Annotated in this window: 6 protein-coding genes; 1 reads left to right on the forward strand and 5 read right to left on the reverse strand. The window is 31.1% G+C overall.

What is annotated here, in order from left to right; translation table 11 throughout:
- Nucleotides 1-57 precede the first annotated feature (57 nt).
- The 4 genes from EVI01_RS10515 to EVI01_RS14290 form a co-directional block, all read right to left on the reverse strand.
- Nucleotides 58-450, reverse strand: coding sequence for a hypothetical protein (locus EVI01_RS10515; protein ID WP_025480725.1), 393 nt, complete (start codon nt 448-450; stop codon nt 58-60).
- Between the two features lie 86 nt (nt 451-536).
- Nucleotides 537-2435: a MucBP domain-containing protein gene (locus EVI01_RS10520; RefSeq protein ID WP_146811666.1), complete on the reverse strand. Its 1899-nt coding sequence runs from the start codon at nt 2433-2435 to the stop codon at nt 537-539.
- Nucleotides 2436-2964: 529 nt separating this feature from the next.
- Nucleotides 2965-3609, reverse strand: coding sequence for an immunoglobulin-like domain-containing protein (locus tag EVI01_RS10525; RefSeq protein WP_010752261.1), 645 nt, complete (start codon nt 3607-3609; stop codon nt 2965-2967).
- Between the two features lie 916 nt (nt 3610-4525).
- Nucleotides 4526-4612 carry a putative holin-like toxin gene (locus tag EVI01_RS14290; protein WP_219842351.1) on the reverse strand — a complete coding sequence of 29 codons (87 nt, stop codon included), beginning with the start codon at nt 4610-4612 and terminating at the stop codon, nt 4526-4528.
- 1045 nt (nt 4613-5657) lie between these two features.
- On the opposite strand from EVI01_RS14290, the gene EVI01_RS10530 reads away from it, so the two are divergent.
- Nucleotides 5658-6383 (forward strand): hypothetical protein, encoded by a 726-nt coding sequence (locus tag EVI01_RS10530; protein ID WP_010752263.1) that lies wholly within the window; start codon nt 5658-5660, stop codon nt 6381-6383.
- A 182-nt stretch (nt 6384-6565) separates the two neighbouring features.
- Here EVI01_RS10530 and EVI01_RS13720 read toward each other — a convergent pair.
- Nucleotides 6566-7734, reverse strand: a 1169-nt coding sequence (locus EVI01_RS13720) for an immunoglobulin-like domain-containing protein (protein WP_371859421.1), incomplete at its 5' end; no start/stop codon positions are given.

The raw sequence follows: 7734 nt of genomic DNA on the forward strand, positions 1-7734 counted from the left end.
TGTATATTTACAGATAAAGCTGAATTGACCAATCGATCAATTCAGCTCAAATTAGATTTATTTGATTGTCAATTTTTGTTCAACAACTGTTTGACCGTCTTTGATATGGCGAACGATGACTTGTTGATTTTTGTCTGTAATCAATCCTCTTGCTACAATCGCAAACTCTTCATTCTCTTTTCCTGGAGCTGTATCTGTTGCATTATAAACGACTTGTTTTGCTACCTTGCCGTTAATGACTAATTGTAGCTGATCTTTATTCGTAGTGTAGCGACTATCAAAAGTGCCTGTCACTTTTGCATCATTCAACGTATAATCATTTAAATGTAATTGATAATCACTCTTTTGAACGGTGACAGGAATTTTTTCCCCTACAGCTACTTTATTTGTATCGGCCAATTGTACCTCGACTTTATCAGTAGGCTTTTTAATTGTATTTTTGGTATTCACACTAAATGTACCATCTTCATTAGTGATCAATTATGACAGTTTGATCTTTAACTATAGAATCTATTTTTAACATTCACAAATGAGTTCTATTCGATTTCGTTATTTTTCAATTTACGTTTTAGGTAGATCCATGCTGCTAAAACTAAAGTCATTACGCCTGAAAGAGAAAGAAAGTTAGAAACATTTTGTTTTTCGCCTGTTTGAGGATAGATTTTTGGTGTTTCATTATTTTTACTAGTAGTTTTTTCATTTGACAAGTTTACACTATTATTTACATAATTATTATTTAAATAATCGTTTACTGCTGTTTCTATTGTTTTTTCATACACATACGTCACCGTTTGTGCCTGATCACTAAACGTCCCTTTCGCATTATCTGGTGTTTCTTCTAGGACATAATCTTTGATTTCTTTTGGTGTCGTTTCATAGCTTTCTCCGATTTTTCCTGTTAAGGTGTCGGGATCGGCTAACGCATTTCCAGCTTCATCTACATAGTTAACTGTGACTGTTTCGCCTTCTGCTTTTTCATATACATATGTGACTGTTTGTGCTTGATCACTAAACGTTCCTTTCGCATTATCTGGTGTTTCTTCTAGGACATAATCTTTGATTTCTTTTGGTGTCGTTTCATAGCTTTCGCCAATTTTTCCTGTTAAGGTGTCGGGATCGGCTAACGCATTTCCTTCTTCATCTACATAGTTGACTGTGATAGCTTCACCTTCTGCTTTTTCATACACATATGTGACCGTTTGCGCTTGGTCACTAAACGTTCCTTTCGCATTATTCGGGGTTTCTTTTAAGGCATAGCCTTTAATTTCTTTTGGCTTCGTTTCATAGCTTTCGCCGATTTTTCCTGTTAAGGTGTCGGGATCGGCTAACGCATTTCCTTCTTCGTCTACGTAGTTAACTGTGACAGTTTCGCCTTCTGCTTTTTCATATACATATGTGACGGTTTGCGCTTGGTCACTAAACGTTCCTTTCGCATTATTCGGGGTTTCTTTTAAGACATAGCCTTTAATTTCTTTTGGCTTCGTTTCATAGCTTTCGCCGATTTTTCCTGTTAACGTGTCGGGGTCGGCTAACGCATTTCCATCTTCATCTACATAGTTGACTGTGACAGTCCCACCTTCTGCTTTTTCATACACATAATTGACTGTTTGTGCTTCATTACTAAAAATTCCGTTAGCATTTTTCGGCGTTTCTTTTAGAACATAATTTTCGATCTCTTTCGGTTTTGTTTGATAATTTTCTCCAATTTTTCCTGTCAAAGTATCGGAAGGAGCTAATTGATTACCATTTTCATCTATATAGTTAACCGTAACTGGTTCTGCCTCTTCAGTAGGTGTAAATTCATTTGTAAATACAACATTATCGATTAAGTTTCCTGTACTGTTATCACCTGTTGCAGTACTTACTGCTTCAAATTGAAAGCGTGTAGTTGTTTGACCTTCTGGAACAGTATAATAGCCACTATAAGTTTTCCATTCTTTACCTGTTTTCATGGTTTCAATTGTTTCCAAACTACTTCCTGGTGCACCAAATTTTACTACTGCTGTATCCACACCTTTTCTTCCTCTGTGGGAAATCTGCCAGTAGATAACTGATCCAGGTGTCGTTGGAATATCTTGGTAAAGAGCTCCTGGAACATTGGCATTAAGTTCTGCCCATTGTTTTCCACTACTAGCTGTTGTATCTTCAAAACCATTGGGCTGTAACTCTATTTTCCCATCAGAAGCAGTTGTCTTCCATCCTGGAAAGTCTTCTTGAGAATAAAATTTAGGATATCCCCCCTCTATAACAGGTGATTCAAAATCACCATTCACAATATTAATTTTTTCTCCTTTTGAATTTTTTTCAGAGATCACTCTATTTGAGTGTCTAACTCCTCCTTGAGCATATACTTGAGATGTTTGTATTGAGGTACTTGTTAATAGACTAATTGCTAAAATCGAAGATGCAAGTCGAATTTGTTTCTTCTTATTCATTTATTTTTACTCCTCCTTTATTGTAAATCCCCTTCGTTTTTAATGATTCTAACTAGAGACTTAGAAAGGATAACCGAATAATTTATTCATCTACGCTCACTTTTGTGAACATCAAATTCTAAAAATTGATTTATGTATTTGTGCCCTAGATAACAGTTATTCTCCACGACCATATTATTGTGGTAAATTCGAAAGCTTTTAACAAAATAAATCCATTTCTTTGAAGGTACCATTGATTAATTTTTATTTATCTTCTTTTATGACGTTTTCTTAGCTGGTTCAACTTGATCACTTTTATTGATACCAAGTTTCTTGACGTTATTTGTTTTATTTTTTAACGTAATAAATGATCTCAGAAATCCAGTTATCAAGAGTAAAAATATTTTATAACTATCTATCCATTTCTTAATAGGAAAACCTAAATGCACAACCAAATTATATTACTACTTGAAAAAACAAAAAAGACAAAACACTAAATAAGTACTTTGTCTAAAACTTGAAATCACTTCACATAAAGTGGTCTTAGAAATTATTGATTGACTTTAACCGCTAAGACTGTTCGTGTATTTCCTGAACTATCATAGCCTACAATTTCTACTTTATCTGTTTTCTTTAATACTTTATCTTTTGCAAAAAGGGAATAAATTTCTTTTCCATTTGCTTCAAGGACTGTTGTCACTTTTCTAACAACTTTATTATTGATTCTTAATGCAACAGTATCAATTCCAGCTTCGTTCGTTCCATAAATTTTATCTTCACCTAATTTATAAGAAGAGACAGTCATTTGATAGTCTTTATTCAGTTTAGGATAAACTTTACAATTGACTTTTTCACCAAATTGCCCTGTCTCGTCAATTCCGACAATTTCAAAAGTTTTATCAGAAGAAGTGAGTCCTAATCCTCTTGTAGAAAACTTAAAGGTACCATCACTCTTTACATCTGCTTGACTTTGTAACTTGCCATCTATTAGTAAACCCACACGATTGTATTTATTGGCAAATACTTTTCCTTCAATTGATGAATCTGTCCAAAAATATTTTTTTGCTTTAATCGATTCCATCGTTACTGATGATGCGTTTTCATTTTTAAGTACCGACTCAGCATTTACTACAGTAGACATAGCCATAGGGACACTTAATAACAATGTAGTTAATAGCATATTTCTTTTTTTCATATCAAATTAGCTCCTTTCCTAAGAATAATTTTATTATAGATAATTTTGTCGATCATTTTTCTTATTCTTTAAGAGAAAAAGAAAAAATTTAACACAACAAGAGAGAAGTATTTATACACAGTACTTTACAATGAACTTATTTTTCCTCACATTTATGACTTTCGATTAAAAATAAAAAATAGTGTAAGCATTTTATTCGTTTCTTTATCTTCATTTTGATAAATTTAATTTGTGGGGGATACAGAGGTGTCATAAATGTTATTAATTGCCATACTTTTATTTTGGATTCCTTACTTTGCATTTTTTCTAATATGTTGCCGTTTTGTCAAAAAATGGACAAAACATCGTAAAATCCTAGTATTTGTATTGCTTTTATCTACTTTTATCTTTGCAATTGCTATCAATACGATTATTTCTGGTACTACAAGCTTTTTCATTAATTTGTTCTTTAACAGTCTATTTGCCATGTTAATGACAATTATTTGCTTGTACCATTTAACGAAAAAATAGTTTGTATCACTAATTATTTTGGGTCATCTCATAAAAAGAGATGGCTTTCTTACTTTTATAGCAAAGAAATAGGAGAAAAATCTTATTGAGTGGCACATTTAGTGCTTTTTCTCTAAAGAAAAATCTTTCTCATTTATGTATCTTCTTTTCTCTTTCTATTTTAAATATGTCATAAAAAGATTCCACTTTAAAAGAAGTAAATCATCATTTATGATGAAGACATCATTCTTCCAAATAAAAAGATCGCTTGATGAGTGATCATTGATTGATTTTATTTTTCTTCATGCTATAATTAACATAGAAAAAGGACGTGCTACCAACACGTCCGATGTAGAACCGTTAAAAAGACGGTAGCATTATTAAGTGTATACTGTAACCATCTTAACTCGCCAAAGTTAGAAGATGGTTACTTTTTTTGGTCTTTATGGTCAATTATCAGCAAGACTAATGTCGCAAAAGCGATCATCAGCTGAATTGCTTCAAAAGTTGACACACGCTATTCCTTTCTAGGGATAAAGCTATAAACCATAGGCATCACCCCTTTTTCAAGAGATTAGCCACCATCTTTCCACTTTTCTACAATTACATTATAAAGCAAGGCTCATATGTTTACTAGCTTTTTCACATAATGAAAAAAAGTCTAAAAATCAACGGTAAGCAATCTTTATTTCTACTTGTTTAAGTGTTTATACTATTGAGTATCTACAAAAAAATTAAGGATAACTGGTCAATAATGTAACCAGTGTAGGTTGAATTGATGAATTTTACAATAGGATACATAAATCGAAATGTAGCATCTAGTTTTGGAACTGAATAATTTTTTTATTGGTTGCTACTTCCAATAGTTTTTTGTCCTCGCTAAAACCATTTCCCCAAAAATATATCGCTAAGTACAAAACAGACAACTATTAACAGTATTTCAAATTTAAATAAACAATTAAGTTTCTTGTTTATATACTATTATCTTGATTAATCGCATAAAAACAGAGATAAAGTATTTAAGATCAACATAATTTAATTTCTCATATTGAAAAATGCTGATTAGACAAAACGACCTATATTTATCATATTTTTTAAAAATCTTAATCAGAAAATCCTTTTTAAAATAGATTTATTCAGTATATTATACAAAATATAAATATCATCAACTGATCATTAGGAATAGTAATTATTCAATCTATTTTTTATAACTAAACTTCTAATAATTACATAACTAATTCTCACAGACAAACTGTTTCTTTTACCATTATTATTAGTTCTTATTATAACCCCATATTCTTTACAAAATCACTTTTCTATATCTCCTATAGTATACTTCCCTTTAAAAAAGCAAACATAAAAAATATTATCAAATGTAAATTAATGTCGTTTATAATAAAAAATACTATCTTTTTTGTTATGAAAAAATATTTAGTGTATAAGAATATTTGATTAATATATGTATTATAATGATACAATTATCGAACAATAAATACGGAACCTATACATTATAATAAATCCGTTATTATAATAACAATAAAACACGAAGGAATGATAACATGTCTAAAAAATTTAAAGCAAGTAAATCTAGAAAAAAATTATTACAAGTATTTATGGCAGCAGGAGTATTGGCAACTCCATTAATTAACACAGGGGTAATTTCAGCAGATACGATTACTCCAAATGTCGTATCTAGTGCAACAAATTATACTTCGCCGAAAGTTGACCCTTACTATGTAGGAGTTTCTGGTACTATGAAAGGTACTGCAACACCAGGATCTACAGTGTATATTTCAAAAACAAGTGATTTTAAAGAAAGCAAAAAAACAGTCAGAACAAATTACAGTACTGGCGCATTTAGTATTTCTGCTTCTTATTTCTATAGTTGGAATGTTCAACCTGGTGATACTATTTATGTACGCTGTGGTGATGCTTCAGGAACTACATTTAGTCAAACAACTATGGTAAAAGCAAATTATCAAAAACCAATAATCACCCGAGCTGTTTTGAATGGAAATACTGGAGCTGTTTTATATAACGATGATATTACTGGATCTGCTTATCCAAACTCTAATATTTTTGTAAGTACAAGCGAAAACTTCAATGATTATATTACAGTCTCTGCAAATAAATATGGAACATTCAATGTTACTCCTACAGATCTTCATAAATTAAGTAGATATAAAGAGGAATGCAAGATTTATATGAAGAGTGCAGACACTTTTACAAGTAACTTAATGAGTTTGACATCATCTATGTCTGTTATTCCTGATAATAATAACTAATTTTAATGACATAAATTAATATGAATTTAGCAAGAAAGTACGTGGACTATTTTAACAATAATCCACGTACTTTTTTCAATTAAATTAAAAATAAAATTTTTAAGGAGCTTTTTCACATAAAAGATCTATTTTTATTAAAAATAAAGATAAATGCATAAATCGATTGAATCAAATGAACTACATTATTTAATTGTCAAATCTTTTTCAACAACTACTTCGCCGTCTTTCATATGACGAACAACAACTTTTTGATTTTTATCTGTAATCAATCCTTTGACTACAATCGTGAATGCTTCATTTTCTTTTCCTGGATTAGTATCTGTGGCTTTATATACTACTTGTTTTGTCACTGTTCCATCAATGACTAATTGTATTTGATCTTTATCAGTAGTATATCGACTATCAAATGTTCCAGTCACTTTGGCATCTCCCAAAGTATAATCATCAATTTTTAATTTATAGTCATTTTTTTGAACCGTAACAGGAACTTTATCACCTACTGCTAATTTATTGGCATCAGCTAGTTGTAATTCCACTTTGTCGGTAGGAGCTTTAATGGTATTTTTAGTATTAATATTAAATGTCCCATCTTCGTTTAATGCATTAATAGACACACGTTGATCGTTAACATACAAACTTACATACTTAACAGAATCATCATTTGAGTTCCACTTCCCTGTAATTGAAGCCTCGCCTAAATGATAAATGTCCGGATCAATTTCATAGACTTTCGGTTCATTTAAGTTAACTTTCACTCTAGATAACTCTTGTGATCCTTTGTATTCAGCAATATAAACTTCATGAGCCATTGAGTCAATAAAGCTATTTGCTATAATTTTATAGCTATTTTGAGATAAATCTGGATGGGATAATTTGACTACTTTATCATCTACAATTAATTTCACAGTATCTGCATATTGGTTATCATATTCACCAGTAACATACGTGTCTCCGATAGTGTAATCATTAGCACTTAGATTATATGTCACTTCTTCTGGAGCTTTTATTGTCACCGTTTTTGTAACTAATAACTCATCCCCATTGTACTCTAATACATCCACTTTTTGATCAGTAGACGTGACAGAATTAGCATACATTTTGAATTCATTAGAAGATTGATCTGGATAAATAGTATTTACGATTTTCCCGTCGACACGTAAGCTTAAATGATCCGCTTGGTCATTATCATAGATCCCTGTGATATATTGAGTTCCTAAAATATATTCATCTGGAGATAGTTGATAGTTTGTATCTTCTCCTAGCACAGATAATTTCACTTGTTTTTCAACATTTTTACCATCCACAGTAATGGTCTGATGATTTTCATCTTCTGCTACTGCATAAATGATTT

Origin of the sequence: Enterococcus villorum, assembly GCF_007990225.1 — a bacterium.
In the GTDB taxonomy this organism is placed as follows: Bacteria; Bacillota; Bacilli; order Lactobacillales; family Enterococcaceae; genus Enterococcus_B; species Enterococcus_B villorum.

Bases quoted from the DNA above. Each gene is read 5' to 3' on its own strand.
- EVI01_RS10520 (WP_146811666.1), bottom strand. From the start codon at position 2,435: ATGAATAAGAAGAAACAAATTCGACTTGCATCTTCGATTTTAGCAATT.
- EVI01_RS10525 (WP_010752261.1), bottom strand. From the start codon at position 3,609: ATGAAAAAAAGAAATATGCTATTAACTACATTGTTATTAAGTGTCCCT.
- EVI01_RS10530 (WP_010752263.1), top strand. From the start codon at position 5,658: ATGTCTAAAAAATTTAAAGCAAGTAAATCTAGAAAAAAATTATTACAA.